Source organism: Janthinobacterium sp. (genome assembly GCF_031995485.1).
GTDB lineage: Bacteria > Pseudomonadota > Gammaproteobacteria > Burkholderiales > Burkholderiaceae_D > Janthinobacterium.
The window spans coordinates 38206-64942 of record NZ_DAMAGB010000033.1 but is presented as its reverse complement, the minus strand read 5'-3'; the positions used below and the strand labels follow the sequence as shown (position 1 = coordinate 64942).

Sequence of the window (26737 nt, the reverse complement as noted above, 5' to 3'; positions counted from 1 at the left end):
TCATGGGAAAGTGGTTGCGGTGGCATATTGTAATCGGGCAGTATCCTGGGTGTGCGCAGCCATGTGCGCGCGCACCAGGTCCAGCCAGGCGCGGGCGGCAAACGACAGCCTGCCCGTGCGGCGCCAGGCCAGCATCAGATTCCATTCCACCGGCGGATCAAGCAAGGGCACGATGGCGAACTGGCTCGCGTCGAGCGTGTCGCAGAACATCTTGGGCAGCAGGCACACGCCCACGCCCAGGCGCACCAGCGAGGCGATAAAGTCCCATTGCCCGCTGCGGCTGGTCATGCGCGGCACGAAGCCGGCGCGCTGGCAGGCGTCGAGCACGATCTCGTTCAGCGCAAAGGTGTCGCCATAGAACACGAACGGACTGTCGGCCAGCTCGGACAGGCCCACGCTGTGCCGCCCTTGCCAGATGGAAGCGGGTGGCGCCAACAGGCACAAGGGCGAGCGCACCAGCGGCAGCGATTCAAATTCCTGCCAGCTGGCCGCATTGCCCGGATAGTCGAGCATGGTACCGAGTTCGACGGTGCCCTTGCGCAGGTCGCGCTCGATGGCTTGGGTGCCGCTTTCCACCATCTTCAGCTCGATGCCGGGATAGCGCTGGTGATATTCGGCCAGCCATGGCGCGATCGCCATATGTGTCTGCGGCGACACACCCATGCGCAACTCTCCCCGTTCCAGCTGCTGCAGGTCGCGCAGCTCCACTTTCAGCTCCGCATGCAGGGCCAGCAGCTCATGCGCGCGCGCCAGCACCACCTTGCCGGCGTCGGTCAGGGTGAATTTTTTGCCGACCCGGTCCAGCAGCGGCAGGTCCAGCGACTGTTCCAGCTGCGCGATCATCTTGCTCACGGTTGGCTGCGTCACGTGCAGCCTGGCGGCGGCACGCGTAAAACTGTTCTGTTCGGCCACTTCCACAAAGTAGCGCAGCGAGCGGATATCCATCATGCATTCCAATATCGAATGAACTTCATAAGTTTAAGTCATTTTATCTTTTAATCATCGCCGCCTACAATGCAATCTTCCGCTATTGAAAGATCGCCATGCGTGCCAGCTGCTCTCCCTCAACCTTGCCCCCGACTGCCGCTCCCGCCTGGCGCCGTCCGGCATCGACGCTATGGCAGGTCGGCGTGCTGATCGCGGCCTGGTGGGCGGCCGACCAGGCGGCCGATGCCTTGCAGCTGCCGTTCTCGGGCGGCGTGGTGGGCCTGTTCGTGCTGGTCGCCTTGCTGGCGTCGGGCATGGTAAAACCTGGCGCGATCGAACTGGGCGCGAACTGGCTGCTGGCCAATATGCTGCTGTTCTTTATTCCGCTGGTGGTATCGGTGGTGCAATTTACGGATCTGATCAGGGCCAAGGGAGTGATCCTGCTGCTCGATATCGGCCTCGGCTTTGCCTGCGTGATGCTGGCCACCGCGTTTACCGTGGAATGGGTGTGCCGCTACGAGCGCCGGTTGCGCCTGAAAAAGCTGCTGCGCCGGCGCGCGGCACGGAGGCTCGCATGAACACCCTGCTGCTGTCGCTGCTGTTCCTGCTGCTGACCCTGGTGCTGTTCTATGCCAACCAGGCGCTGCACCGGCGCCATCCGCATTTTTTGCTCACGCCAGCGATCTGCACCTCGGCCATCCTGATCATCATCGTGCAAACCACCTCCACCCCGTTTGCCACCTATTTCGGCGAAACGCGCTGGCTGCCGTGGTTGCTCGGTCCCGCCACGGTCGCGTTTGCGCTGCCGATCTTCCAGGAACGCAAGCTGATCCGCAAGCACTGGCTGGCCCTGTCGCTGGGCAGCTGCGCCGGCATCGTGGCCTCGCTGGCGGCCACCCTGCTGCTGGACCGGCTGCTGGGCGTGCATGGCGACATGGCGCGCAGCCTGCTGGCGCGCTCGGTTTCCACGCCGTTTGCGCTGGAAGCATCGCGCCAGATGGGCGGCTCGGCCCAGCTGACCGGCATTTTTGTCGTGATGACCGGGCTGTTCGGGCTGATGCTGGGCAAACCGCTGCTGAAACTGCTGCCGCTGCGCATGCGCATCGCTCGTGGCGCCCCGTATGGCGCGGCGGCGCACGGCTTTGGCTTGTCGGTGGCGCGCCGCGTCGGAACCGAAGAAGGCGCAGTGGCCAGCCTGACCATGATTTTCTCGGGCGTGGTGACGGTGCTGCTGGCGCCGGCCATCGGACACCTGCTCGGTTGACCGCACACGCCGCAGGCGGTTATCGGGGATAATACGTCTTTCCCAGTCGACCCGGCCCCGCCAGAATGAAATACCCCGCTGTTTTGCCCTTCGCCGAGATCCTGCCGCGCCTGCACCAGTTCGACGCCATTATCGACGTGCGCAGCCCGTCCGAGTTTGCCGAAGACCATCTGCCGGGCGCCATCAACCTGCCGGTGCTGGACGATGACGAGCGCATCACGGTCGGCACGCTGTACAAGCAGACCAGCGCGTTTGAAGCGAAAAAGCTGGGCGCGGCGCTGGTGGCAAAAAACATCGCGCGCCATATCGAAACACATTTCCTCGGCCATCCGCAGGACTGGCAACCGCTGGTCTATTGCTGGCGCGGCGGCAACCGCAGCGGCTCGATGGCGCATATCCTGGCGCGCATCGGCTGGCCCGTGGTCCAGCTCGATGGCGGCTACAAGGAATACCGGCGCCATGTGAACGCCGAGCTGGCCACTCTGCCCGGCGCCTTCAACTTTATCAACGTGCTGTGCGGTCCGACCGGCAGCGGCAAGAGCCGCCTGCTGCAGGTGCTGCACCGTCAGGGCGCACAGGTGATCGACCTGGAACAGCTGGCGGCCCACCGCGGCTCGGTGCTGGGCGGCCTGCCTCAGGAAGACCAGCCATCGCAAAAAGCGTTCGAGAGCGGCCTGTGGCAGCAGCTGCGCACGTTTGATGCGGGTAAACCCGTGTTTATCGAGTCCGAAAGCAAGAAGGTGGGCCGCCTGCGCGTGCCCGACGCGCTGATGGACAAGATGCGCGCCGCCGACTGCACCGCCGTGCAGCTCGACACGGCGCACCGGGTGCAGCTGCTGATGGAAGACTACGATCATTTCGTCGGCGACCCTGAAAAACTCAATACTCAGCTGGCCCTGTTGACGCAGCTGCATGGCCGCGAGAAAATTGCGCGCTGGCAGCAACTGGCGTCGGCCGGGCAGATGGCGGAACTGGTGGAAGAACTGCTGGTCCAGCATTACGACCCCGCCTATCTGCAGTCGATCAAGCGCAATTTCAGCCGCTATGCGCAAGCCGCGCCGCTGCCGCTGGCCGATATTTCGGAAGATGCGTTTGAGCAAGCTGCACGCAGCTTGTGTGCTATCGTCAGTTCTGACAGCACCCCCAACGGCGAAAGAGCCGGGGTCGGACCCTGAGGGTCCGACCCCAGATTTTGCCGCTGGGGTCAAAAAGAATTTACCTATACTCATTATCAGCAGGACTTCCATGTCAGATAACGCAGCGACACCTTCCACCCCCATCCGATTGACCGAATTTGCCCATGGCGGCGGCTGCGGCTGCAAGATCGCGCCGGGCGTGCTGGCCGATATTTTGAAAGGCAGCGGCGGCTTTCCGATACCGAAGGAACTGCTGGTCGGCATCGAAACGGCCGATGACGCCGCCGTCTACCAGCTCAACGACGAGCAGGCGCTGATCGCCACCACCGATTTCTTCATGCCCATCGTCGACGATCCGTTCGACTTCGGCCGCATTGCCGCCACCAACGCCATATCCGACGTGTATGCCATGGGCGGCACGCCGATCATGGCGCTGGCGCTGGTCGGCATGCCGATCAACAAGCTGCCGGTAGAAACCATCGGCCTGATCTTGAAAGGCGGCGAAACCGTGTGCGCCCAGGCCGGCATTCCGATCGCCGGCGGCCACACCATCGATTCGGTGGAACCGATCTATGGCCTGGTGGTGCTGGGCCTGGTGCACCCATCGCAGGTCAAGCGCAATGCGGGCGCGCGCGCCGGCGACAAGCTGGTGCTGGGCAAGCCGATCGGCGTGGGCATACTGTCGGCGGCGCTGAAAAAGAACGCGCTCGATGCCGACGGCTATGCCGCCATGATCGCCAATACCACCAAATTGAATACGCCGGGCAAGAAACTGGCGCTGCTGGATGGCGTGCATGCGCTGACCGACGTGACCGGCTTCGGACTCCTGGGCCACACGCTGGAACTGGCGCGCGGCGCTGGACTGCAGGCGCGCATCGCGCTGGCCGACGTGCCCCTGATGCAGCAGGTGCGGCAGCTGGCCGATCTCGGCAATATCACGGGCGCGTCCGGACGCAACTGGCAAGGTTATGGCGCGCAGGTGCAGCTGGCCGACGGCGTGAGCGCGGTCGACCAGGCCATCCTGACCGATCCGCAAACGGCCGGCCCGCTGCTGGTGTCGTGCGCGCCGGAAGCGGTCGAGCAGGTACTGGCGATCTTCCGCGCAGAAGGCTTTGCCGAAGCGGCCTTGATCGGCGAGATGCAAGCAGGCACGACCGGCGTTTCCGTATTTTAATTTCCATCAACAAGGTAAAACCATGACCAAATTCGCCAAATTCCCCGCCATCCTGGCCACCGTGGCCGCCACGCTGGCCATCCACAGCGGCATCGCCCAGGCCCAGCAAGTGCTGCGCGTGTCGGCGATTCCCGACGAAGCGCCGACCGAACTGCAGCGCAAGTTCAAGCCGCTGGGCAGCTACCTGGAGAAAAAGCTGGGCATGAAGGTGGAATTTACGCCGGTGACCGATTACGCCGCCTCCGTGGAAGGCCTGATCAACCATAAACTGGACATGGTCTGGTTCGGCGGCTTTACCTTCGTGCAGGCCAACGTGCGCAGCGGCGGCAAGATCGTGCCGCTGGTGCAGCGCGAGGAAGACACCAAGTTCCGCTCGGTGTTCGTCACTACCAGCAAGGACATCAATACCCTGGCCGACCTGAAGGGCAAGAATTTCACCTTCGGTTCGGAATCGTCGACCTCGGGCCACCTGATGCCGCGCTACTACCTGCTGGCCGCCAAGATCAATCCCGATGTCGACATGAAGCGCATCGCGTTTTCGGGCGCGCATGACGCCACCGTGGCGGCCGTCGCCGGCGGCAAGGTCGATGCCGGCACGCTGAATATTTCGGTATGGGAAAAGCTGGTCGAAGCGAAAAAGGTCGATCCGGCCAAGGTGCGCGTGTTCTATACCACGCCTGGCTACTACGACTATAACTGGAGCGTGCGCTCGGACATGAACCCGGCCGTGCGCCAGAAACTGACCGACGCCTTCCTGGCGCTGGACCCGTCCACGCCTGAAGGCAAGGAAATCCTCGAACTGCAGCGCGCCACCAAGTTTATCCCGACCAAGGCCGAGAACTACAAGGATATCGAAGCGGCCGCGCGCGACGCGAAGTTGTTGAAATAATCTGTCATGCCGTAGGTCGGATTAGCGGCGAAGCCGCGTAATCCGACACCACCCGGGACGCCAACAATGTTGTCGGATTACGGCCTGCGGCCTAATCCGACCTACGCCCCACCGACCATCTCAATCTATTACGCATGACATTCCAACTCCACCAGGTCAGCGTCCACCACGCGGGCGCCGCCGGCAATGCGCTGGCCCTGCGCGACCTCGACCTGGCCGTGGCCCAGGGTGAGCAGATCGCCCTGATCGGACCGTCCGGCGCCGGCAAGACCAGCCTGCTCCATACGCTGGCCTGCGCCTTGCGCCCGGCATCGGGCACGCTCAAGCTTCTCGGCAAATCGCCGTGGCAACTGTCCAGCAACGGGCGCCATGCGCTGCGCGCACGATTGTTCCTGGCGCCGCAGACGCCGCCGCTGCCGCCGCGCCAGCGCGTGGTCAATGCCGTGCTGGCAGGACGGCTGCCGCAATGGAGCCTGTGGACCGCGATCCGCTCGCTGCTGGCGCCGACGGACCCCCGCGCCGCGTGGGAGGCGCTGGGCAAATTCAATCTGCAGGATAAACTGTATGCGCGCGTCGACCGCCTGTCCGGCGGCGAACGCCAGCGCTGCGGCATGGCGCGCGCGCTGGTATCGAACGCGGAAGTATTCCTGGTTGACGAGCCGCTGTCCGCGCTCGACCCGACGCTGGCCGTGCAGACGATCGCCGTGCTGCAGCAAGAAGCGACGGTGCGCAACGCCACGCTGATCTGTAGCCTGCACCAGGTCGAGATCGCACGTGCCTGCTTTGCGCGCATTATCGGCCTGCGCGACGGCCAGGTGGTGTTCGACGCGCCCGCCAGCGAGGTCAGCGACGCCATGATCGCCGCGCTGTATCAAAACAAGGCGGACCCCGCCCCCGAATTCGATCCTGTCGCGGAACCACTCGAACCGGCGAGGCCGCATTGCTGACGGCAGCCAGGTCCGCCATGCCGCGCGACCCGGCCTGGCGCGGCCGGCTGGCGACGGCTGCCGTGATCGTGATCGTGCTGTGGCCGATGCTGGTGCAGGCCGAATTCAAGCCATGGATTTTATGGGATGCGCAAAGCCTGGACGCCACCTGGCAGTTCCTGTCGAGCTTTGTGCCGCCGGCCCACTCTGCGGAATTCTTGCAGCTGGTGCTGGTGTCAAGCTGGGAAACCATCGCCATGGCCACCGCCGGCATGGCGCTGGCGATGCTGGGTGCGATTCCCCTGACCCTGCTGGTGACGGAACGCCTGTCGATTTCGCGCATCGGTTCCGGCCGTGTGTCGCCGCTGGCCGCCACCCTGCGCCATGCGGTACGCACCGTGCTGGTCTTGCTGCGCAGCGTGCCGGAACTGGTGTGGGCATTATTACTGGTGCGCATCGTCGGCCTGGGGCCGACCGCCGGCGTGATCGCGATTGCGCTGACCTATTGCGGCATGCTGGGCAAGGTGTATGCGGAAATCCTGGAGTCGTCGGACGCCACTGCCTGCAACGCCTTGCTGAACAACGGCAGCGGGCGCCTGGCCGCGCTGCTGTATGGCGCCCTGCCCGAGTCGGCCGCCGAGCTGGTCTCGTACACGATCTACCGCTGGGAATGCGCGATCCGCGGCTCGGTGGTGATGGGTTTTGTCGGCGCCGGCGGGCTGGGCCAGCGCATGGATGAATCGATGAAGATGATGGCCGGCAGCGAGCTGGCCACCATGCTGATGGTGTTCGTGCTGCTGGTGGCCGGCGCCGATGCCGTGTCCGCCATGCTGCGCCGGAGGCTGTCATGAAGCACGATTTTGCACTGCCGTCCCTGCCGGTTGCCGAACCGGTACGCTGGTCGACCTGGGCCTTGCTGGCCGGCTTGATTCTGTTGGTCATCGCCAGCTTTGCCAGCCTGCCCCTGAAATGGGGCGAATTTTTCAGCGGCGAGGCGGTGCGCACCACGCTCGATTTCCTGCACGGCTTCGCCCCGCCGGAGCTGGCTCCCGCTTTTTTGGCCAAGGTCGGCGTCGCCACCTTTGAAACGCTGGCCATGTCGGCCATCGGCACCGTCATCGCCGCCGTGCTGGGCGCGCTGCTGGCCCTGCCCGCCAGCGGCCGCTTCGGCTCTGTTTTCCGCAATCTCACGCGCGGCTTCCTGAACGTGCTGCGCTCGATACCGGAACTGGTGTGGGCCTCGATCCTCCTGATCGCCGCCGGCCTGGGACCGTTTGCCGGCACCCTGGCGCTGGCCCTGCATACGGTGGGTGTGCTGGGCCGGCTGTTTGCCGATGCGTTCGAGAACTGCCCGCCGCTGCCGGCCGCCACCCTGCGCATCAACGGCGCGCGTCCGGCGGTGGCGTTCCTGTATGCGACTTTGCCGCAATGCAGCCCGCAGATGATGTCGTACACCTTGTACCGCTGGGAAAATAATATCCGCGCCGCCGCTATTCTTGGCGTGGTGGGCGCAGGTGGCCTGGGGCAAATGCTGAAATACCATCTGTCGCTGTTCCAGATGCAGCAGGCCGCCACCGTGATTGTCGCCATGCTGCTGATGGTGGCCGCCGTCGATGCGCTCAGCTACCTGCTGCGCCGCGCGATGACCAAATAATTTTTACAAGGAGTGGCATATGCTGGGCTGGTGGACTGTAATCACGACTGAAACGCTGGCGCAGCGCGCCGCACCCGGTGACGGGGGCAAGGAAGCCACCCTCGCCACGTGGGACTCCGGCCTGGGCGGCATGGACTGGATCCTCGAACTGTGCAAGCAGGGCAAGGCCGAGCAGCATGCCTTCAATGGCTATCCGAACCGCTTTACGGTAGCAGCCAGCGTAGTGCTGCCCATCCTGGCGTGCGGCATCAGGGAGCACCTGGGCCATTTCAACGGTCCGGAACCGTCGGCCTGGAAAGGCAGCGTGACCGTGCATCAGGAGCGGATCGCCGCTTGTACGCCGGAGCAGATGCTGCTGGTCGAGGTATGGGATCAGTCGTAAGCGATACGGCCAACATAATGCCGATCTTGCTGCCAAAATCCTGCTATGGAAATGATAGTATGGATCGCACATATCAACCTATCTATCAAAGCTCACAGCAAAGGAATCATCGCATGGGTTTGGCAATATCCGTCGGCGCCCTCGCCGAACTGCAACAGGACGACCCGCAAGGCGCGCAAGACCTGATCGCCTCGCTGGAAACCGCGAACGCGCTGCTGAAACAGGCGGGGCTGCCGCAGCACGCGGAACCGGCCACCCTGCCGGAACTGCAGTCGCGCGCACTGATCGACTCGTTCCCCTACAGTTTTCTGCATTACCTGCGCCGCGCCTACGCCCATGCCGCGCTCGACGCGCAGTGGCGCGCCACCCCGCTGCCTGACGGCGAAGAGCCAGGCGAAGACCCGGTGCTCGATGAGGCGCAGGACACGTTTGACAGCCACCTGATCTGCCATTCCGACTGCGAAGGATTTTATTTTCCGCTGGTATTCGACGAAGTCGTCTTTGCCGATGACGGGCACGAACTGCTGGGCGGCATGCTGGGCTCGTCCTACAAGCTGCGCGAAGAACTGGTAACAGTCGCGCCCGCGCTGGGCATCTTCCTGCTGGGCGATGAACTGAGCGATGAAGAAGCCGAGCGCGTCAATGCGCGAGTGGAAGCCGAAGACGGCCTGGACCGCGAACTGGTGGCGTGGCTGGCCATCTACGAGGCATGCCGCCTCAGCATCGAGCACAAGACAGCGATCGTGTTCAATTGAAGCTGGTCATTCGCGCCACCGAAGCTGCCGACTGGCAGGATCTGAAGGCCACGCGCCTGGCCGCCCTGCTCGACGCGCCCACCGCGTTTGGCGTCAGCCATGCCAGCGCGGCCGCTTATCTCGATGAAGACTGGCAGCGCCGCGCGGCCAGCAGTGCCGAGCGGGCGTTTTTGCTTGCCTATCTGGCTGGACAGCCGGTCGGCATTGCCGCCCATGCCGTCAGCGCCAAGGGAGAATGCAATCTGCTGGCCATGTGGGTAGCGCCTGCGTTTCGCGCGATGGGAATAGCGGCCGCGCTGGTTGACGCCGTCAAGCAGCGCGCCGTGGCCAGCGGGCACCGGCGGCTGGTGCTCGATGTGTCGCCCGACAATCGCCGGGCGGCGGCGTTTTACCGGAAGCAGGGATTCGTATTCTTGCCCGAATGGGAGCCGCTGGAGAGCCATCCGCATATACAGGTGCAGAAGATGGAGTGGGTGCGTAGTTAGCGTTACCTCGACCCCAGCTTTATGCTGCGCGCCACAAGCTGACGTCCCGGCTTGCTTTCTACTTCACCCGCTGCTTCTCCAGCTTCCTCGCCAGCGTGCGCCGGTGCATGCCCAGCCGGCGCGCCGTTTCCGAAATATTGAAATCCGTCTCCGCCAGCATTTCGTGGATGCGCTCCCATTCCAGCGTCTTGATATTGGTGGCGCGGCTGGTCAGTTCGATCTCGGCGCTGCCGGCCACGTGGCCGAAGGCCGCTTCGATATCGTCGGTATTGGACGGCTTGGCCAGGTACTGGCAGGCGCCCAGCTTGATCGCTTCGACCGCCGTGCCGATGCTGGCGTAGCCGGTCAGCACGACGATCAGCATCTCCGGGTCGTGCTGGTGCAGCATCTGCACGCACGACAGGCCGGACGTGTTGCCGTTCAGTTTCAAGTCGACCACCGCATAGTCGGGGCAATGCTGCTCCAGCAAGGCGCTCGCTTCGTCGAAGTTGGTGGCCAGGATCACCTGGTAGCCACGCCGTTCGAACGAGCGGCCCAGGGTGCGCGCAAAGGCGGCGTCGTCTTCGATAATCAGCAGCAGCCGGTCGTGGCTCTCTGCCTGCACGTCAGTGGTCATGGCTGTCGCTTTCTCTTTCCAGTTTGATGGCCGCCAGCGGCAGCGCCAGGTGCACGGCCGCCCCGCCCTGCACGCGGTTGCGTGCCGTGACGGTGCCGCCCAGGGTGCGCGCCACGTTGACCACCAGGAACAGTCCCAGGCCGCTGCCCGGCTTGCCCTTGGTGGACTGGTACGGTTTGCCCAGGTGGTTCAGCATGGACGGCTCGAAACCGGGGCCGGCGTCGGTGACGATCAGGTGCAGCGCATCGGCTTCGCGCGTGGCCTCGAAGCGCAGCCAGTCGGGCGACGCTTCCAGAGCATTGTCGAGCACGTTGCAGATGGTCTGTTTCAGGGTCGAGTCGAATACCACCGGCACGTCATGCTCGATGCGGTTGTCGTACTCGAATGCATGGATCGGGCGGCTGCTGCGCCACTCGGCGGCCAGGTCGTTCAGAAACGTGTTGATGGTGGTCTTCACCGACGATTCGCCGCGCGCTTCGCCGGCCGACAATAGGATGCCGCTGACGATGCCCTTGCAGCGCTGCAGCTGCGCCTGCATTTCGGTGATTTCCTCCAGCATTTCGGCATTCCTGCTCAGCTCCGGCATGCGGCGCCAGTCGCCGAGGATGACGGACAGCGTCGCCAGCGGCGTGCCCAGCTCGTGCGCGGCGCCCGAGGCCAGCAGGCCCATGCGGATAATATGTTCCTCTTCGGCCGCGCGCTGGCGCAGATCGGCCAGCTTGGCGTCGCCGGCGCGCTGGTTGCGGTTGATGCGCGTAATAAACATCACCAGCAAGGCGGCATTCAGCATGAAGCAGATCAGCAGGCCCTGCACATACAGGCTGGCAAAGCCGCGCTCGGGGTCGATCGGCAAAATCAAGGGGCCGGGCAGCAGGGCCAGGCCAGCCAGGCACAGGCCGGTAATGGCCACCATGATCCAGGTCGACCACACTTCCAGCAGCACGGCGCTGAGGATCACCTGCAGCAGATACAGGAAGGCGAACGGGTTGCTGATGCCGCCGCTGAGATAAAGCTGGGCCGTCAGCACCGTCACGTCCACCAGCAGGGCCAGGAACAATGCGGTGTTCGACACAGGCTGGCGTTCGTGCCAGCGCAGCAGGCTGGCAAGGTTGAAAGCGATCAGGCAGGACAGCACTTCCAGCATGTAGGGCACCGGCAGCGCGATGCCCAGCCCCACGCCGACGCCGAAGATCGTGCTGATCTGGCCGATCACGGCCAGCCAGCGCAGCTGGATCAGCAGCTTCATGTTCTGGTGGCCGGCCGGATGCTCCATCTCGGCCGCCACCGCGCCGCGTTCCAGCACTTCGCGGTTGGGCACTATGTCAATCTTGCCCGGCATGGTACTGGGGAGAGTTGGCGGCGGCGGGACGCCGGCGGCGGCGCTCTTCGCGCACGATCCACCAGCTGATGCCAGCCACCATCAGGGCCAGCGCATACCAGGTCAGCGCATACACCAGATGGCTGTTGTGGAACGAGATCACGGTCAGACCGCCAACCGGCGCGTCCGGCGCGCTTTCCTGCGCCTTGGCCGCGTCGACAAAATATGGCGCCACATTGGCCAGCATGTTCGAGGCGGCAATCGCGGCCACGTCGCGCGAATACCAGAGCTGCTTGGCTGCATCGTTTTCGCGCAAAAAGCCGCCGTGCGGTTCAGTAATGCGCAGCAGGCCTTCGATGGTAACGTTGCCCGCTGGCGTACTGGCAGCGATGCCCTTGCGGTCTTTCACGAAACCGCGGTTGACGAGCACGATGCTGCCATCGGCCTGGCGCAAGGGGGTCATCAGCCAGAAGCCGCTGCCGAGTTCCGTGGTCGCTTGCACCAGGGTATTGAGTATGGGGAGATAGGTACCGGAGAGGCGCACATGGCGATACTCGTCCGTTTGCTGCGTGACACTGGCCCAGCGGGCGGGTCCAGGTGCGGCCGTTGCCGGCGCATGTACGCGTTGTTCGACGCGCTCGATCAGGTCAAGCTTCCATTGCAGACGCATGACTTGCCAGGTGCCCAGGGCACAGAAACCGGCAAAAACGATCCCCGCAAGCAAGGCCAGTGCGTAGCGCACGGCCTTGCCGCGTGGTCCTGGAGCGGCATGGTGAAATGCCGCTCCAGGAGCGCGCCCGGTGTTGCGTGGGCGCGGTTGACTCATCATGGAACCGATTGCGAGTGCATGGTTTCAGGCATCATGCTCGGCATCATGTTGTGGTTCATGTGGTACATGACCCACAGCGAACCGGCCATCGCGATAACGACGATCATGATCGTGAAGATCATCGCCATCATGTTCCAGCCGCCTTCGGATTTGCTGTTCATGTGCAGGAAGTACACCATGTGTACCACCACCTGCACCGCAGCAAAGCCCAGCAGGACCAGGCCCATGGTGCCGGTGTCGGTGATGGTTTTGTTCATCACCAGCCAGAACGGAATTGCCGTCAGGATCACCGACAGGATGAAGCCGATGGCATAGCTTTTCAGGCTGCCATGGTCGGCTGCATCATGGTAGTGGCCGTCGTGGCCATGACCGTGGTCATTGTGTGTATCGTGGCCGCTCATGGCAGGACTCCCATCAGGTAGACAAAGGTAAAGACGCCGATCCAGATCACGTCCAGGAAGTGCCAGAACAGCGACAGGCACATCAGGCGGCGGCCGTTTTCAGGGGTCAGGCCATGCTTGTTCAGCTGGAACATCAAGGTCACGAGCCAGATCACGCCGAAGAACACGTGCAGGCCGTGGGTACCGACCAGCGCGAAGAACGAGCTCAGGAAGGCGCTGCGCTGCGGGCCGGCGCCTTCGTGGATCAGGTGAATGAACTCATACATTTCCAGCGACAGGAAAGCCACGCCGAACACGCCGGTGATGCCCAGCCAGACCAGGGTCGTGCCCAGGTTCTTGCGCTGCATCGCCAGCATGGCGAAGCCGTAGGTGATCGACGACAGCAGCAGCATGGCCGTGTTGATGGCCACCAGTGGCAGGTCGAACAGCGCGGCGCCGGTCGGGCCGTCCGCGTAGTTGCGGCCCACCACCGCATAGGTGGCGAACAGACAGGCGAAGATCAGGCAATCGCTCATCAGGTAGAGCCAGAAACCCAGCAGGCTGCCGTTTTCCGGATGGTGCTCGCGCACAAAGAAGCTCTTGCGCTCTCCGGCGGCAGGTGCGCCGGTGTTATGGACGATGGTTTCAGACATGGCTGCTCAGCAATTTAGTGTAAGCGTTTTCGGTACGGATGACTTCGTCGGCCGAAATGTAATAATCACGCTTGTAGTTAAAGGTGTGGACGATGATCGCCACCATCATGGCCAGGAAGCCGATACCGGCGACCAGCCACATTTGCCAGATCAGGCCAAAGCCGACCACGGCGCTCAGTGCGGACACCACGAAACCAGCCCAGGTGTTCTTCGGCATGTGGATCTTGGTGAAGCCCGACGTCGGACGCTCGTAACCGTGTTTCTTCATGTCGGTCCATGCATCGAGTTCATGCACTTGCGGCGTGAAGGCAAAGTTGTAGTCTGGCGGTGGCGACGAAGTCGACCATTCCAGCGTACGGCCGCCCCATGGGTCGCCGGTCACGTCGCGCAAGGCGGCGCGGTTGCGGAAACTGACATAGAACTGCACGATCATGCAGGCGATGCCCAGCGCGATCGACACGGCGCCGAACCAGGCGATGATGGTCCAGATCTGCAGCGATGGATCGGTGAAATGATTCATGCGGCGGGTCACGCCCATCAGGCCCAATACGTACAGCGGCATGAAGGCCAGGTAGAAGCCGACGAACCAGAACCAGAACGAGCACTTGCCCCAGAACGTGTTGAGCTTGAAGCCGAAGGCTTTCGGGAACCAGTAGTTGATCGCAGCGAACACACCGAACACCACGCCGCCGATAATCACGTTATGGAAGTGGGCGATCAGGAACAGGCTGTTATGCAGCACGAAGTCGGCAGGCGGAACGGCCAGCAGCACGCCGGTCATGCCGCCGATGGTGAAGGTAACCATGAAGCCGATCGTCCACAGCATCGGCAGTTCGAAGCGGATGCGGCCGCGGTACATGGTAAACAGCCAGTTGAAGATCTTCGCGCCGGTCGGGATCGAGATGATCATCGTCGTGATGCCGAAGAACGAGTTGACGCTGGCGCCCGAACCCATGGTGAAGAAGTGGTGCAGCCATACCAGGTACGACAGGATCATGATGACGCAGGTCGCGTAGACCATCGAAGCGTAGCCGAACAGGCGCTTCGAGCTGAACGTGGCGACGACTTCCGAGAACACGCCGAAGATCGGCAGCACCAGGATGTAGACCTCAGGGTGGCCCCAGATCCAGATCAGGTTGACGTACATCATGGCGTTGCCGCCCAATTCCGTCGTGAAGAAGTTGAAGCCGGCGGTACGGTCCAGTGCCAGCATGGCCAGCACGGCGGTCAGCACAGGGAAAGCGGCGACGATCAGCACGTTGGTGCACAGCGCGGTCCAGGTGAATACCGGCATTTTCATCCAGGTCATGCCTGGTGCGCGCATCTTGACGATGGTGGCAATCAGGTTGACGCCGGACAGCAAGGTGCCGACCCCGGCAATCTGCAAGGACCAGATGTAATAGTCTACCCCCACGTCCGGACTGCCGACGATGCCGGACAGCGGCGGATACGCGAGCCAGCCGGTACGGGCGAACTCACCGACGAACAGCGAGGCCATCACCAGCACGGCGCCCATGGTCGTCATCCAGAAGCTGAAGTTGTTGAGGAACGGGAAAGCCACGTCGCGCGCACCGATCTGCAGTGGCACCACGTAGTTCATCAGGCCCGTCACGAACGGCATCGCCACGAAGAAGATCATGATCACGCCGTGGGCGGTGAAGATCTGGTCGTAGTGATGCGGCGGCAGGAAGCCGGCATTGTCGCCAAAGGCGATGGCCTGCTGGGTACGCATCATCAGCGCGTCGGCAAAGCCGCGCAGCAGCATGATGATACCGAGGATCATGTACATGATACCGATTTTTTTATGGTCGATACTGGTGATCCAGTCGCGCCACAGGGTACCCCAGACGCGGAAATACGTCAGCGCCGCGACCAGCGCGATGCCGCCCAGGCCGACCCCTGCAAAGGTCGCCAGCAGGATAGGTTCGTGAAATGGAATTGCATCCCAAGTCAGACGGCCGAATATAAGCTTCGTCAGATCAATATGGTCTAGCATTGTTACTCTCAGAGAAAAAAGGGAGGCGCCAGGCAAACGGCGCCAGTATCTGCAGTGCGTGGTGCATGCGCTGCGGGATTCATGCAGTGCTTACTTGGCTTGAACGCCCTTTTCAACTACTGCATTGCCAGCGACTACTGGCGCGGCCAACGCTGCCGGGCTATCTGCCAGTGCCAGCTTGTATGGCTGGACCGGCGTCACGCACAGCGCGTCGGAGACGATGGTGCGATTCAGGATGGCCTTGTACAAGTCGACTGGCACGTTGCTGTAGCGGCGCACGGGATCGCGCTCGCTGGGCTGGGCCAGTGTCAGGTAGTCGTCGCGGTTCAATGCGCCGCCGCCTGCACGGGTGGTCGATACCCATTTGTCGAAATCACCATCGCTCACGCCGTGGAACTTGAAGCGCATGCCCGAGAAGCCGGCGCCGCTGTAGTTGGCGGAGAAGCCATCGTACACGCCCACCTTGTTGATGACGGCGTTGAGCTTCGTTTCCATGCCCGGCATGGCGTAGATCTGACCTGCCAGCGCCGGAATGAAGAACGAGTTCATCACCGACTGCGCGGTAATCTTGAAGCGGATCGGACGATCGATCGGTGCGACCAGCTCATTGACCGAGGCAATACCTTGCTCAGGGTAGATGAACAGCCATTTCCAGTCCATGGCCACCACTTCGACGATCATCGGCTTGGTGCTTTCCGGAATCGGACGGTTGGCGTCGATGCGGCTCAGCGGACGATAAGGGTCCAGGGTGTGGGTGCTGATCCAGGTCAGCAGGCCCAGCACGATGATGATCAGCAGGGGCGCGCCCCAGATGATCAGCTCGAGACGTGTCGAGTGGTCCCAGTCCGGCTCATATTTGGCCGCGGTGTTGTTTTTTCTGTAGCGCCAGGCGAACAGCAGGGTAAGAGCGATTACCGGAACGATAATCAGCAGCATCAGCAGCGTGGAGATGACAATCAGATTGCCTTGCTGGACTGCAATATCACCGGACGGATTCAGTACCACCGTATTGCAGCCTGCCAATAAGGTGAGGGGTAACAGAGCCAGTCCGTGACGAACTTTTAATGAAAACATACAGGAAAGTCCAGTACAGGGGATGAAGATATGGTACTTTATTCTTACTGGAGCACAATGGCAATTGGACGTTTTGTCCTACCCTTGTCCTGGTGATTGTCCTGGCGTTCTATCGGACTTAATTCAGAACTAAAGGAGTTGTCCTACAGCCACTGTCTGAATAGTCCTACTCCGGGCGTGAGACACCTGGGGTAAGTTATACGTGTTGTCGAACTCGAAACTATGAAAAAGAGGCCCATCATGTCCAGCACGCGCATCCACAGCGGTGAAGTACCCGCTGATTTCTCCCCCCACTCCTTGCGCGACGCACGCGGATCCGGCGTAGTCGAATCCCATATCGATCCCGGCGAGATCGCCGTTGGTGTCATCATCGGCCGCGCATCCGAGTATTTTGACTTTTTTGTCTACGCCATCGCCTCGGTGCTGGTGTTCCCGCAAGTGTTCTTCCCGTTCGAAGAACGCCTGGAGGGCACATTATACGCCTTCCTGATTTTCTCCTTTGCCTTCATCGCCCGCCCGTTCGGTACCGTGATCTTCATGGAAATCCAGCGCCGGCTCGGGCGCAGCGCCAAGCTGACCATCGCCCTGTTCCTGCTCGGCGTCTCGACCGCCGGTATCGCCTTCCTGCCGACCTATTCGCACCTGGGTTTTGCCGCCATTGTCTGGCTGGCCGTGCTGCGTATCGGCCAGGGTGTCGCTCTGGGCGGCTCGTGGGACGGCCTGCCGTCGCTGCTGGCCCTGAACGCGCCTGAACACAAGCGCGGCTGGTACGCCATGCTGGGCCAACTGGGCGCACCGGTCGGCTTCCTGATCGCCGGCGGCCTGTTCTGGTTCATGCTGGTCAACCTGACCAGCGAAGAATTCCTCGACTGGGGCTGGCGCTATCCTTTCTACGTGGCGTTCGCCATCAACGTGGTCGCGCTGTTTGCCCGCCTGCGCCTGGTGTCCACCAATGAATACGCGAAACTGCTCGACGAGCGCGAACTGCAGCCGGTGAGCGTGTTTGAAATGAGCCGCGGCCAGGGCCGCAACGTGATGATCGGCGCCCTGGCGGCACTGGCCAGCTACGCGCTGTTCCACCTGGTGACCGTGTTCCCGCTGTCGTGGGTCTCGGTCTACCAGACCCGTGCCGCCTCCGACTTCCTGCAGGTGCAGATGGTGGGCGCCGTGCTGGCCGCCATCGGTATCGTGCTGTCGGGCCTGCTGGCCGACCGCTTCGGCCGCCGCACCACGCTCGGTACACTGGCCGTGCTGATCGCTATCTTCAGCGCCTTTATTCCCAGCCTGATGGGCGGCGGCAACATGGGCCAGGATGCCTTCATCCTGATCGGCTTCAGCCTGCTGGGCCTGTCGTACGGACAGGCAGCCGGCGCCGTGACGGCCAACTTCCCTGCCCGCTTCCGCTACACGGGTGCCGCCCTGACGTCGGATCTGGCGTGGCTGGTCGGTGCCGGTTTCGCTCCGCTGGTGGCGCTGGGACTGTCGGCCAACTTCGGCCTGGCGTATGTCAGCTTCTACCTGCTGTCGGGCGCCGTCGCCTCGCTGGCAGCGCTGAGCCTGAACCGTGCGCTGGAGATCCGCAACTAAGAAGGTTAATCTGACAGTTGCAAATAAACAGGGCCCGATTTGATCGGGCCCTTTTTTTATCTGCCGGCGCTGGCGTCACGCGGTATCGGAGCGGCCCGTCCGACGGTAGCCACTGGCCGACAGCACGCGCAAACGGGTATGGATGCCGATGCCGCGTTCGCGCAGATACGCTTCGGCGGCGCTGCGGCCCTGCTGCTGCAGGATGGCGATGCCGGTTTCGATTATCGCCGCCGTCTCGACGTCGGGACGCGACAGAAAATGTTGCTGGGGTGGCTTGCCGGGAAGACGGTTATCCATATGAGTAATACCTGAGACTGGTGATGCCGGGTTGCAGAAAACGACTTTCCGGCATGCGGCACGCGCTATCCTCAGTCATGTTGCCTAAATGATAGCGCATATCATGTTGCAAGCCACTGTGCGCTTGTACAGTGTTGCCAGCGCCGCCGCGGTTCCTGGCATCCCATTGCAAAAATCCATTGCCAAATCACATCATTTGCATCGCCGCCGTGACGTGCGCGCCTGTGCGCACAGGCCGGCCTGCTATGCTAGCGCCTGCGCACGTTTGCGCCTCAGAAATATTGCTTATCAGTTAAACTTGCCCAACTTGTTTTTTCCTCCCCAGACCCGATGAATACCAAGACCCCGATCGACACCTTCAGTTTCCGCCGCATCCTGGCACGCAACGTCACCCTGCCGCTGGTGGTCGGCGTGCTGACCGCCCTGGCTTTTGTAGGCCTGATCGCCTATCTGTTATCCGCGCTGCGCTCGGTCGAACACTCGGAACGCGTGATCGGCAACGCCAATGAAGTAATGAAACTGTCGGTGGACCTGGAAACGGGCATGCGCGGCTACCTGCTGACAGGCGATGAAACGTTCCTGGCGCCGTACAAGTCGGGCAAGGCCAAGATCAGCGTTGAAATGACCACCCTGCTCGAACTGGTGTCCGACAGCCCGATCCAGCAGGACCGCCTGCGCCGCATCCGCGCGCTGCAGAACCAGTGGACCGATTATGCCGAAGCGGTCATCGCCCAGCGCCGCAACAACCAGGAATTCCTGGCGCGCGTGCGCCAGGGTGAAGGCAAGCTCGAATTCGACGAAATCCGCCGCGAATTCCTCTCGTTCCTGGGCCTGGAACAGCGTCTGCGCCAGGAGCGCAGCGATACTGCCGAGGGCCGTACCATGCTGGCGGTGGTGGTGTTTCTGATCCTGAGCCTGGGACTGTCGGGACTGCTGGCATTCATGGGCCGGCGCGAACTGCTGCGCCTGTCCGACATCTATAATGCGGCGCTTGAACAGCGCGGCAAGGACAACGAGGTACTGCAGGAACAGGCCTGGCTGCGCACCGGCCAGACCGAACTGGCGGACTACACCAGCGGCCAGCTGGCCCTGCCCCAGCTGGGACGCCAGGTATTGGACTTCCTGGCCCGGCGCCTCGATGTGGCGGTGGCCACGATTTACGTGACGGAAGACGACGGCAGCCTGCGCCGCACGGCCGTCTATGGTTTCAGCGACCAGCAAATCCAGGACAAACATGTGTTCAAGCCGGGCGAAGGCCTGGTCGGCGAGACGGCGCGCGAGAAAAAGCTCAAGCATATCAGGCAGGTGCCGGACAATTACCTGACCGTCACGTCCAGCCTGGGCCAGGGCGCGCCGCTGGAACTGGTGCTCACGCCCGTCAACAACGATGGCGCCGTCAACGGCGTGATCGAACTGGGCTTTACCCGTCCGGTCGCCCACCGCGAACTGGAACTGCTGCGCCTGATCGCTGCCAACGTCGGCACCTCGCTGGAAGCGGCGCTGTACCGCCAGCGTTTGCAGAATGTGCTGGAAGAAACCCAGCAACTGAACGAGGAACTGGAAGTGCAGCAGGAAGAACTGCGCACGGCCAACGAAGAGCTGGGCGAACAGTCGCGCGTGCTGGAGCAGTCGCAATTCCACCTGGAAGAGCAAAAAGCGGCGCTGGAACAGTCGAACGAACAGCTGGCCGTGCAGGCCCTGGCGCTGGACCAGAAGAACGTTGCCATCGGACAGGCGCACGACCAGCTCGAAGCGCGCGCCGAAGAGCTGCAGCGCGCCAGCCGCTACAAGTCCGAGTTCCTGGCCAATATGTCGCACGAGCTGCGCACGCCGTTGAACAGCTCGCTGATCCTGTCCAAGCTGCTGGCCGACAACAGCGGTGGCAACCTCACCCAGGAGCAGGTCACGTTTGCGCAGACCATCTATTCGGCCGGCAATGACCTCCTGACGCTGATCAACGATATTCTCGATATCTCCAAGGTCGAAGCGGGCAAGCTGGATCTGACGCCGGAAAGCGTGCCGTTCGGCGAACTGCTGAGCAGCATGAAGATGATGTTCGGCGCCCAGGCACAGCAGAAGAAACTCGAGTTTGCCGTCACCGTCACGCCCGATACGCCGCCGTCATTCGTCAGCGACCGCCAGCGCCTGGAACAGATCCTGAAAAACCTGCTGTCGAACGCCATCAAGTTTACCGATACGGGCGCGGTCAGCGTCACCGTGTCGGCCGACGCGGCCGGCCATGTGCGCTTCCAGGTACAGGATTCCGGCATTGGCATTGCCGACGACCAGCAGCAAAAAGTCTTCGACGCCTTCCACCAGGCCGATGGCACCACCAGCCGCCGCTATGGCGGCACGGGCCTGGGCCTGTCGATCTCGCGCGACCTGGCGACCTTGCTGGGCGGCACCATCGAATTGTCCAGCACGCCAGGCCATGGCAGCACGTTTACCCTGGTGCTGCCGCTGGAATGGAAGGAACGCGCGGCGCCTGCGGACACAGCGCCAACGCCGAAGCCGGCCCATATCAAGTCGAATTCGGCGGCGATTGCCGCCATGCCGGCGCCCAAGCCGGTACCGGTGGCCACCTTCAAGGATGACCGCGAAAGCACGCCGGTTGCCAGCAAAGGCCAGCGCTCGGTGCTGGTGATCGAGGATGAACCGGCGTTTGCCGGCATCCTGTTCGACCTGGCGCATGAAATGCAATACCGCTGCCTGGTGGCGCACGGCGCCGAGGAAGGCCTGCGCCTGGCGGAACAATTCTTGCCCGACGCCATCCTGCTCGACATGGGTTTGCCGGATCGCCCGGGCCTGTCGGTGCTGCAAAAACTCAAGGAAAACCCGCTGACCCGCCATATTCCCGTGCATATCGTCTCGGGCAATGACCAGGTGCAGGCGGCCATGCAGCTGGGCGCGATCGGTTATGCCACCAAGCCGCGCACGCGCGAACAGTTGAAGGAAGTATTCGTCAAGCTCGAATCGAAATTCACGCAGAAGATGAAACGCATCCTGCTGGTCGAGGATGACGAACGCCAGCGCGAAAGCGTGGTGCACCTGATCAGCGACGAGGACGTGGAAATCACGGCCGTGGCGCTGGGCGAAGAAGCGCTGGACTTGCTGAAGACGCAGATTTTCGACTGCATGATCATCGACCTGAAGCTGCCTGATATCCAGGGCAACGAATTGCTGGAACGCATGGAACACGAAGAGCTGTGCTCGTTCCCGCCCGTGATCGTCTACACCGGCCGCAACCTGAGCCGCGAAGAAGAAGCCGACCTGATGAAGTATTCGCGCTCGATCATCATCAAGGGTGCCCGTTCGCCCGAGCGCCTGCTCGACGAAGTCACGCTGTTCCTGCACAAGGTGGAGTCCGAACTGTCGACCGAACGCCAGGGCATGCTGCAGCAGGTGCGCAGCCGCGAGCGCGTGTTCGAAGGCCGCAAGATCCTGCTGGTGGACGACGATGTGCGCAATATCTTTGCGCTGACCAATGCGCTGGAACAGAAAGGCGTGGTGGTGGAAATCGGCCGCAACGGCTTTGAAGCGATCAGCAAGCTCAACAGCGTGGAAGATATCGACCTGGTGCTGATGGACGTGATGATGCCCGGCATGGACGGCCTGGAAGCGACGCGCCAGATCCGCGCCGATGGCCGCTACACCAAGCTGCCGATCATCGCCATTACCGCCAAGGCCATGAAGAACGACCAGGAGGAATGCCTGCAGGCCGGCGCGTCGGACTACCTGGCCAAGCCGATCGACCTCGACCGCCTGTACTCGCTGCTGCGCGTGTGGATGCCGAAGATGGAACGGATCTGATGGCGATCGACTACACGGACGCCCAGCTGCAGTCGCTGATGGATGCCATCTACCAGCGCTACAGCTACGACTTCCGTGATTATTCCGCGCCATCGCAGCGCCGCCGCCTGAACCATGCGCTGGACCGCCTGCATTGCGCCAGCCTGGACGAACTGCGCCAGCGCGTGCTGAAAGACGCGGGCGCCTTCGGCCAGCTGCTGCAGATGCTGACCGTGCCGGTCACGCAGATGTTCCGCGACCCGGAGTTTTTCCTGGCGCTGCGCGAGCAGGTGGTGCCGGTGCTCAGGACCTATCCTTCGCCAAAGATCTGGGTAGCCGGCTGCTGCACCGGCGAGGAGGCCTTGTCGCTGGCCATCATCCTGCACGAGGAAGGCATGCTCGAACGCAGCCTGATCTATGCCACCGACATCAATCCGCTGGTGCTCGACAAGGCCCGCCTGGGCGTGTATCCGCTATTGAATATGGAGCAGTACGGTGCCAATTACACGGCCGCGGGCGGCCTGGGCAGCCTGGAAGAGTACTACACCGTGGAGCACGCCACGGCCCGCTTCGACGCGCGCCTGCTCGACCGCATCAACTTTGCCGACCACAGCCTGGCCACCGACAGCGTGTTTGCGGAAACGCAGCTGGTCTGCTGCCGCAATGTGCTTATCTATTTCAACAAAACCTTGCAGGACCGGGCACTGGGGCTGTTCCATGAATCGCTGTGCCATCGCGGCTTCCTGGGGTTGGGCAGCAAGGAAAGCACCAATTTCAGCGCATTTGCCAGCGAATTCGAACAGCAGCCGGGACCGGAAAAACTATACCGCAAGCGCTCCGCACTGAGCGCCCAACGATCAGAGACGCGGCCCAAGCCGCGCCAATCAGAGCAGCAAAACTAGCGAGACCAGGTAATACCAGGAACCAGCCATGATGAATGAAACCAGTACCAAACTGTTGATAGTCGACGACCTGCCGGAAAACCTGCGCGCGCTGAATGCGCTGATACGCGAATCGGACCGCAGCGTCTACCAGGCGTCCTCGGGCGAGGAAGCGCTGGCCCTGCTGCTCGAACACGATTTTGCGCTGGCCATACTCGACGTGCAGATGCCGGAAATGGACGGCTTCGAGCTGGCCCAGCTGATGCGCGGTACCGAAAAGACGCGCCATATCCCGATCGTCTTCGTCACGGCGGCCGGCAAGGAAATGAATTTTGCCTTCCAGGGCTATGAAAGCGGCGCGGTGGACTTTTTGCACAAGCCGCTCGACATCAACGCGGTGCAGAGCAAGGTCAATGTGTTTGTCGCCCTGCACCAGCAGCGCGCCGAGACGCGGCGCCAGGTGCAGGCGCTCGAACACAGCCGCCAGCAGCAGGAAGCGCTGCTGCAGGAATTGCGCACCACCCAGGCCGAGCTGCAGCGCTCCTTGCGCATGCGCGACGAATTCATGTCGATGGTGGCGCACGAGCTGCGCACGCCCCTGAACACCCTGTTCCTGGAAACCCAGATGCGCACGCTGAACCTGGAACGGGGCAACCTGGCCGCGTTCGCGCCGGAAAAACTGCCGAAAATGATCGCGCGCGATGCACGCCAGATCCGCAGCATGGTGCGCCTGATCGACGACATGCTCGACGTGTCGCGCATCAGCAGCGGCAAGCTGTCGATCCGGCGCGAGCCGGTCGACCTGCCGGCGCTGGTGCGGCGCGTGGCCGAAGACCTGGCGCCGTGCGCCGGCGACGGCGCCAGCCTGCTGCAGGTGCAGGCGGAACAGCCGATCGAAGGCTATTGGGACGCTTTCCGCGTGGAACAGATCGTCGTTAACCTGATCAGCAATGCGCTGCGCTACGGCGAGGGCAAGCCGGTCGAGATCAGCCTGGCGCAAACAAAAAACAGCGCGGTGATCGAAGTGCGCGACCATGGCATCGGCATCGGCGCCAAGGACCAGGAACGCATCTTCGACGCCTTCGAACGCGTGGTGCACCAGGACCGCACAGGCGGGTTGGGCCTTGGCCTGTTCATTACCAAGCAACTGGTCGACGCGCATGGCGGCGCCATCACGCTGCAAAGCCAGCCCGGCCATGGCGCGCTGTTCAGCGTGACACTGCCGCTGGCGGGGTCCTGAGCATGGCTGCCACCACCATCCCGGACTTCCTGTTGCAGCTGGACCGCACGCTGCGCCAGCTGGAAGACACGGGCGAAATCCTGTCCGTCTCGGCGCACCTGCTGGGCCAGCAGCTGCACGCCCAGCAGGTGGCCTGTTTCGATATCGGCCAGCAGCTGCACTTCCCTACCCTGCAGCATGCCTGGAGCGATGGCCTGGCGCCAGGCGCCGCCGGCGAATACTTTCTCGGCGACTTCGCCGCCCGCCTGGCCGACGAACTGGAAGCGGACCGCCCGGTGGCGGTCGACGATGTCAGCCGCGATCCGCGCACGGCCGCACCCGCAGCCCTGGCCACCTTTGCCCGGCTCGGCATCCAGGCGTTCCTGAACCTGCCCATCGTCAAGGACGGCCAGCTGGCCGCCATCTTTGTGGTGCACAGCCGCGCGCCGCGCGCCTGGCAGGCGGACGAGATCGCGCTGGCGGTGCAGGTGGCCGAGCGCGTCTGGGCCAGCTTGCTGCGCGCGCAGGCCGAAAGCCAGCTGCGCACCCTGAGCGCCGATATCGAGCGGCAGGTGGCCGAACGCACGCGCGAATTCGGCCTGACCTGGCGCGTCAGTCCCGACCTGCTGGCCGTGCTGAACGTGGACGGGCATTTCGAGCATCTCAATCCCGCCTGGCACGCCACGCTGGGCTGGACCGACGATGAAATCCGCGCCATGCCCTTCATGTCGCTGGTGCACCCCGACGACCATGCACGCACGCTGGTGGTGTGGCAGGCGGCCCTGCGCGGCGAGCCGGCGCTGCGCTTTGAAAACCGCTATCGCGACAAGGCGGGCGAATGGCACTGGCTGTCATGGGTGGCGGTGCCGGAAGACGGCAAGATCTATTGCAGCGCGCGCGACGTCAGCGAGGACAAGGCCGCTGCGCAGGCGCTGCGCATGGCGCAGGAGTCGCTCGACCACAGCGTCTCGGCCCTGCTGCAGTCGCAAAAACTCGAAGCGCTGGGCAAGCTGACCGGTGGCGTGGCGCACGACTTCAACAATGTGCTGCAAATTATCTCCGGCAATCTGCAACTGCTGCAAATGACCATGGGCAGCGATCCGCAAGCCGCCAAGCGCATCGCCAGCTCCAGCGCCGCCGTCGAACGGGGCGCCAAGCTGTCGGCGCAGCTGCTGGCGTTTGCCCGCCGCCAGCCATTGAAACCGCTGGTGACCGACCTGGCCGCCCTGCTGCGCTCCACCGAAGACCTGTTGCGGCGCGCCGTCGGCGAAACGGTCGAGGCGCAATTGCATGTCGCCGACGACGCCTGGCAGGTGCTGGTCGACCCGAACCAGCTGGAAAACGTGATCCTGAACCTCGCCATCAATGCACGCGACGCGATGGACGGCCATGGCCGACTGACGGTGACGCTGAGCAATTGCACGCTGGACGGCACAGAAGACCTGGCGCCGGGGCAATACGTGCAGCTGGCCATCAGCGACACGGGCAGCGGCATCGCCCCCGAGCTGCTCGACAAGATATTCGAACCGTTCTTTACCACCAAGAAAGAAGGCGAAGGCACGGGCCTGGGCCTGTCGATGGCGTATGGCTTCCTCAAGCAGAGCGGCGGCCATATCCGCGCCGAAAGCACGCCGGGCGCCGGCACCACCTTCCGCATCTACCTGCCCCGTTCGCTTGAAGGGGTGACGGAACTGCCGTTGCAGCTGAGCGGACCTGTGCTGGGCGGCAAGGAAACCATCCTGGTGGTGGAAGACGATCTGCATGTGCAGACCACGGTGGTCGACATGCTGCTGGGCCTGGGCTACAGCGTGCTGAAAGCCTCTGACGGCCAGAGCGCGCTCGACATCATCTCCGGCGGGCAGCCGGTCGATCTGCTGTTTACCGACGTGGTGATGCCCGGTCCCCTGCCCAGCACCGAACTGGCGCGCCTGGCGCGGGTGCTGCAACCGGACATGGCGATTCTGTTTACCTCCGGCTATACGCAGGACGCCATCATGCACGGCGGCCGCCTCGACGCGGGCGTGGAGCTGCTCAGCAAACCGTACCGGCGCGAAGACCTGGCGCGCCGCATCCGCCACATGCTGGCCAACCGCCAGCATGTGGCGGCGCTGCAGCAGCTGGTGCAGCCGGAACAGCAAACGGCAGCGCCAACGCCCGGCGGGCGCCGCATCCTGCTGGTGGAAGACAATGCCGATGCGCGCGCCATGACCGGCGAACTGCTGGACATGCTGGGCCACCAGGTGCAGGCCGTCGGCTCGGCCGAGGAAGCGCTGCCGCTGCTGGGCACGCCCGGACTGGAAATCCTGCTGACCGATATCAGCCTGCCGCAGATGTCGGGCGTGGAACTGGCTGGGCTGGCGGCACGGGACCATCCGCAGCTGCAGGTGATCTTTTCAACCGGCCACTCGCCAGCCAATTCTGGCGTGCAAGATCCCGCCGCGCGCTTCCTGATCAAGCCGTTTTCGGTCGAGCAGCTGCAGCAGGCCTTGCAGGCCTGAACTACAGT

At 63.0% G+C, this 26737-nt stretch carries 25 protein-coding genes; 16 read left to right on the top strand and 9 right to left on the bottom strand.

The genetic code is table 11. The annotated features are described in order from the left end of the window. A complete protein-coding gene (locus tag RTQ46_RS17900; RefSeq protein WP_312438706.1) occupies positions 1-945 on the bottom strand; it encodes a LysR substrate-binding domain-containing protein in 945 nt (314 codons plus the stop codon). A 98-nt stretch (positions 946-1043) separates the two neighbouring features. Between RTQ46_RS17900 and RTQ46_RS17895 the strand changes: the two genes are divergently transcribed. From RTQ46_RS17895 to RTQ46_RS17845, 11 genes are all read left to right on the top strand, one after another. Beyond that, complete coding sequence (locus tag RTQ46_RS17895) at positions 1044-1505, top strand: CidA/LrgA family protein (protein ID WP_312438686.1); 462 nt, start codon at positions 1044-1046, stop codon at positions 1503-1505. Beyond that, positions 1502-2191, top strand: a complete 690-nt coding sequence (locus tag RTQ46_RS17890) for an LrgB family protein (protein ID WP_312438684.1) — start codon at positions 1502-1504, stop codon at positions 2189-2191. Before RTQ46_RS17895 ends, RTQ46_RS17890 begins: the two co-directional genes overlap by 4 nt. A 65-nt stretch (positions 2192-2256) precedes the next feature. Beyond that, complete coding sequence (mnmH, locus tag RTQ46_RS17885; protein WP_312438682.1) at positions 2257-3366, top strand: tRNA 2-selenouridine(34) synthase MnmH; 1110 nt, start codon at positions 2257-2259, stop codon at positions 3364-3366. A 70-nt stretch (positions 3367-3436) separates the two neighbouring features. Next, positions 3437-4501, top strand: a complete 1065-nt coding sequence (selD, locus tag RTQ46_RS17880; protein ID WP_312438680.1) for a selenide, water dikinase SelD — start codon at positions 3437-3439, stop codon at positions 4499-4501. A gap of 22 nt (positions 4502-4523) precedes the next feature. Beyond that, positions 4524-5390, top strand: a complete 867-nt coding sequence (locus RTQ46_RS17875; protein WP_312438678.1) for a putative selenate ABC transporter substrate-binding protein — start codon at positions 4524-4526, stop codon at positions 5388-5390. Positions 5391-5524: 134 nt separating this feature from the next. Further along, complete coding sequence (locus RTQ46_RS17870) at positions 5525-6337, top strand: phosphonate ABC transporter ATP-binding protein (protein WP_312438677.1); 813 nt, start codon at positions 5525-5527, stop codon at positions 6335-6337. Between the two features lie 17 nt (positions 6338-6354). Further along, positions 6355-7167 carry an ABC transporter permease gene (locus tag RTQ46_RS17865; RefSeq protein ID WP_312438675.1) on the top strand — a complete coding sequence of 271 codons (813 nt, stop codon included), beginning with the start codon at positions 6355-6357 and terminating at the stop codon, positions 7165-7167. After that, positions 7164-7970: a phosphonate ABC transporter, permease protein PhnE gene (phnE, locus tag RTQ46_RS17860; protein ID WP_312438673.1), complete on the top strand. Its 807-nt coding sequence runs from the start codon at positions 7164-7166 to the stop codon at positions 7968-7970. Before RTQ46_RS17865 ends, phnE begins: the two co-directional genes overlap by 4 nt. 19 nt (positions 7971-7989) lie before the next feature. Continuing rightward, positions 7990-8352, top strand: coding sequence for a hypothetical protein (locus RTQ46_RS17855; protein WP_312438671.1), 363 nt, complete (start codon positions 7990-7992; stop codon positions 8350-8352). 113 nt (positions 8353-8465) lie between these two features. Further along, entirely contained in the window at positions 8466-9107 is a 642-nt protein-coding gene (locus RTQ46_RS17850) for a hypothetical protein (protein WP_312438670.1), read from the top strand. Continuing rightward, positions 9104-9592: a GNAT family N-acetyltransferase gene (locus tag RTQ46_RS17845; protein WP_312438669.1), complete on the top strand. Its 489-nt coding sequence runs from the start codon at positions 9104-9106 to the stop codon at positions 9590-9592. Before RTQ46_RS17850 ends, RTQ46_RS17845 begins: the two co-directional genes overlap by 4 nt. A gap of 58 nt (positions 9593-9650) precedes the next feature. Here RTQ46_RS17845 and RTQ46_RS17840 read toward each other — a convergent pair whose 3' ends face one another. From RTQ46_RS17840 to cyoA, 7 genes are all read right to left on the bottom strand, one after another. After that, the gene (locus RTQ46_RS17840; protein WP_312438668.1) at positions 9651-10208 is read right to left on the bottom strand and encodes a response regulator transcription factor; all 558 of its coding nucleotides are present in this window, start codon (positions 10206-10208) and stop codon (positions 9651-9653) included. Then, a complete protein-coding gene (locus tag RTQ46_RS17835) occupies positions 10198-11547 on the bottom strand; it encodes an ATP-binding protein (RefSeq protein ID WP_312438667.1) in 1350 nt (449 codons plus the stop codon). Before RTQ46_RS17835 ends, RTQ46_RS17840 begins: the two co-directional genes overlap by 11 nt. Then, positions 11531-12355, bottom strand: a complete 825-nt coding sequence (locus RTQ46_RS17830) for an SURF1 family protein (protein WP_312438666.1) — start codon at positions 12353-12355, stop codon at positions 11531-11533. The genes RTQ46_RS17835 and RTQ46_RS17830 overlap by 17 nt, the downstream gene beginning before the upstream one ends. Continuing rightward, the gene (gene cyoD, locus RTQ46_RS17825) at positions 12352-12756 is read right to left on the bottom strand and encodes a cytochrome o ubiquinol oxidase subunit IV (protein ID WP_312438665.1); all 405 of its coding nucleotides are present in this window, start codon (positions 12754-12756) and stop codon (positions 12352-12354) included. The genes RTQ46_RS17830 and cyoD overlap by 4 nt, the downstream gene beginning before the upstream one ends. Continuing rightward, a complete protein-coding gene (gene cyoC / locus RTQ46_RS17820) occupies positions 12753-13388 on the bottom strand; it encodes a cytochrome o ubiquinol oxidase subunit III (RefSeq protein ID WP_312438664.1) in 636 nt (211 codons plus the stop codon). Before cyoC ends, cyoD begins: the two co-directional genes overlap by 4 nt. After that, positions 13381-15384 carry a cytochrome o ubiquinol oxidase subunit I gene (gene cyoB / locus RTQ46_RS17815; protein ID WP_312438663.1) on the bottom strand — a complete coding sequence of 668 codons (2004 nt, stop codon included), beginning with the start codon at positions 15382-15384 and terminating at the stop codon, positions 13381-13383. The genes cyoC and cyoB overlap by 8 nt, the downstream gene beginning before the upstream one ends. A 90-nt stretch (positions 15385-15474) precedes the next feature. Continuing rightward, positions 15475-16458 carry a ubiquinol oxidase subunit II gene (cyoA, locus tag RTQ46_RS17810; protein ID WP_312438662.1) on the bottom strand — a complete coding sequence of 328 codons (984 nt, stop codon included), beginning with the start codon at positions 16456-16458 and terminating at the stop codon, positions 15475-15477. 240 nt (positions 16459-16698) lie between these two features. Here cyoA and RTQ46_RS17805 point away from each other — a divergent pair, with 240 nt between their 5' ends. Continuing rightward, on the top strand, positions 16699-18045 hold the full coding sequence (locus RTQ46_RS17805; protein ID WP_312438661.1) for an MFS transporter: 1347 nt from the start codon (positions 16699-16701) through the stop codon (positions 18043-18045). Between the two features lie 75 nt (positions 18046-18120). On the opposite strand, the gene RTQ46_RS17800 is transcribed toward RTQ46_RS17805, so the two are convergent. Then, on the bottom strand, positions 18121-18342 hold the full coding sequence (locus tag RTQ46_RS17800) for a hypothetical protein (RefSeq protein ID WP_312438659.1): 222 nt from the start codon (positions 18340-18342) through the stop codon (positions 18121-18123). 330 nt (positions 18343-18672) lie between these two features. Between RTQ46_RS17800 and RTQ46_RS17795 the strand changes: the two genes are divergently transcribed. From RTQ46_RS17795 to RTQ46_RS17780, 4 genes are read left to right on the top strand one after another with little or no spacing between them, the layout of a single operon-like run. Then, positions 18673-22152, top strand: coding sequence for a response regulator (locus tag RTQ46_RS17795; RefSeq protein WP_312438658.1), 3480 nt, complete (start codon positions 18673-18675; stop codon positions 22150-22152). Continuing rightward, on the top strand, positions 22152-23033 hold the full coding sequence (locus tag RTQ46_RS17790) for a CheR family methyltransferase (RefSeq protein ID WP_312438656.1): 882 nt from the start codon (positions 22152-22154) through the stop codon (positions 23031-23033). The genes RTQ46_RS17795 and RTQ46_RS17790 overlap by 1 nt, the downstream gene beginning before the upstream one ends. A 28-nt stretch (positions 23034-23061) precedes the next feature. After that, complete coding sequence (locus RTQ46_RS17785) at positions 23062-24252, top strand: hybrid sensor histidine kinase/response regulator (RefSeq protein WP_312438654.1); 1191 nt, start codon at positions 23062-23064, stop codon at positions 24250-24252. A 2-nt stretch (positions 24253-24254) separates the two neighbouring features. Continuing rightward, positions 24255-26729, top strand: a complete 2475-nt coding sequence (locus RTQ46_RS17780; RefSeq protein ID WP_312438653.1) for a response regulator — start codon at positions 24255-24257, stop codon at positions 26727-26729. Positions 26730-26737 lie beyond the last annotated feature (8 nt).

Bases quoted from the DNA above. Each gene is read 5' to 3' on its own strand.
- RTQ46_RS17900 (WP_312438706.1), bottom strand. From the start codon at position 945: ATGGATATCCGCTCGCTGCGCTACTTTGTGGAAGTGGCCGAACAGAAC.
- RTQ46_RS17895 (WP_312438686.1), top strand. From the start codon at position 1,044: ATGCGTGCCAGCTGCTCTCCCTCAACCTTGCCCCCGACTGCCGCTCCC.
- RTQ46_RS17890 (WP_312438684.1), top strand. From the start codon at position 1,502: ATGAACACCCTGCTGCTGTCGCTGCTGTTCCTGCTGCTGACCCTGGTG.
- mnmH (WP_312438682.1), top strand. From the start codon at position 2,257: ATGAAATACCCCGCTGTTTTGCCCTTCGCCGAGATCCTGCCGCGCCTG.
- selD (WP_312438680.1), top strand. From the start codon at position 3,437: ATGTCAGATAACGCAGCGACACCTTCCACCCCCATCCGATTGACCGAA.
- RTQ46_RS17875 (WP_312438678.1), top strand. From the start codon at position 4,524: ATGACCAAATTCGCCAAATTCCCCGCCATCCTGGCCACCGTGGCCGCC.
- RTQ46_RS17870 (WP_312438677.1), top strand. From the start codon at position 5,525: ATGACATTCCAACTCCACCAGGTCAGCGTCCACCACGCGGGCGCCGCC.
- RTQ46_RS17865 (WP_312438675.1), top strand. From the start codon at position 6,355: ATGCCGCGCGACCCGGCCTGGCGCGGCCGGCTGGCGACGGCTGCCGTG.
- phnE (WP_312438673.1), top strand. From the start codon at position 7,164: ATGAAGCACGATTTTGCACTGCCGTCCCTGCCGGTTGCCGAACCGGTA.
- RTQ46_RS17855 (WP_312438671.1), top strand. From the start codon at position 7,990: ATGCTGGGCTGGTGGACTGTAATCACGACTGAAACGCTGGCGCAGCGC.
- RTQ46_RS17850 (WP_312438670.1), top strand. From the start codon at position 8,466: ATGGGTTTGGCAATATCCGTCGGCGCCCTCGCCGAACTGCAACAGGAC.
- RTQ46_RS17840 (WP_312438668.1), bottom strand. From the start codon at position 10,208: ATGACCACTGACGTGCAGGCAGAGAGCCACGACCGGCTGCTGCTGATT.
- RTQ46_RS17835 (WP_312438667.1), bottom strand. From the start codon at position 11,547: ATGCCGGGCAAGATTGACATAGTGCCCAACCGCGAAGTGCTGGAACGC.
- RTQ46_RS17830 (WP_312438666.1), bottom strand. From the start codon at position 12,355: ATGATGAGTCAACCGCGCCCACGCAACACCGGGCGCGCTCCTGGAGCG.
- cyoD (WP_312438665.1), bottom strand. From the start codon at position 12,756: ATGAGCGGCCACGATACACACAATGACCACGGTCATGGCCACGACGGC.
- cyoC (WP_312438664.1), bottom strand. From the start codon at position 13,388: ATGTCTGAAACCATCGTCCATAACACCGGCGCACCTGCCGCCGGAGAG.
- cyoB (WP_312438663.1), bottom strand. From the start codon at position 15,384: ATGCTAGACCATATTGATCTGACGAAGCTTATATTCGGCCGTCTGACT.
- cyoA (WP_312438662.1), bottom strand. From the start codon at position 16,458: ATGTTTTCATTAAAAGTTCGTCACGGACTGGCTCTGTTACCCCTCACC.
- RTQ46_RS17805 (WP_312438661.1), top strand. From the start codon at position 16,699: ATGTCCAGCACGCGCATCCACAGCGGTGAAGTACCCGCTGATTTCTCC.
- RTQ46_RS17800 (WP_312438659.1), bottom strand. From the start codon at position 18,342: ATGGATAACCGTCTTCCCGGCAAGCCACCCCAGCAACATTTTCTGTCG.
- RTQ46_RS17795 (WP_312438658.1), top strand. From the start codon at position 18,673: ATGAATACCAAGACCCCGATCGACACCTTCAGTTTCCGCCGCATCCTG.
- RTQ46_RS17790 (WP_312438656.1), top strand. From the start codon at position 22,152: ATGGCGATCGACTACACGGACGCCCAGCTGCAGTCGCTGATGGATGCC.
- RTQ46_RS17785 (WP_312438654.1), top strand. From the start codon at position 23,062: ATGATGAATGAAACCAGTACCAAACTGTTGATAGTCGACGACCTGCCG.
- RTQ46_RS17780 (WP_312438653.1), top strand. From the start codon at position 24,255: ATGGCTGCCACCACCATCCCGGACTTCCTGTTGCAGCTGGACCGCACG.